Here is a 475-nt window from a genome sequence, read left to right on the forward strand (position 1 = left end):
CGCGGGTTGCTGGAAGTCAGCGACCAGGGCGCGGGCATTCCAGTAGGCGACCGCGAGGCGATCTTCGAGCCGTTCCATCGCCTGCGCGCGGCGGGCAGCGGCAGTGGCCTTGGCCTGCACCTGGTGAAGGAGATCGTGCAGCACCATGGCGGCTCGGTCAGTGTCGGTGAGGCCGCGGGCGGCGGCGCAAGCTTCCGGGTCAATTTCCATCGCGGCAGCGCGCGGCGCTGACGCGTTTGCGGGGCAAGTCCCGATAGGCAACCTGCCGCCGGCAGCGGCAGGCTGGCCTCATGGCCATCGAGCGCTCCCCGTCTCCCTTGCTGGGCAGTGGCACCGCTGGGGCGCTCACACGTGGGGGCGTTGGGCTGCGTGCAGCTGTCGCAGCTGCCGCCGCTGTGGGTCTGCACGGTGATGATCGTGCTTGGCATGGCCGGGGTGGGGCCTGCGATGGCGGGGGCGCCTGCCGGCGGTCATG

At 71.6% G+C, this 475-nt stretch carries 1 protein-coding gene; it reads left to right on the forward strand.

What is annotated here, in order from left to right; translation table 11 throughout:
- On the forward strand, positions 1 to 231 hold a 231-nt coding region (locus GOALK_RS23540; protein ID WP_232283177.1), incomplete at its 5' end, for a sensor histidine kinase.
- Positions 232 to 475 lie beyond the last annotated feature (244 nt).

The sequence above is a fragment of the Gordonia alkanivorans NBRC 16433 genome, assembly GCF_000225505.1.
Classification (GTDB): domain Bacteria; phylum Actinomycetota; class Actinomycetes; order Mycobacteriales; family Mycobacteriaceae; genus Gordonia; species Gordonia alkanivorans.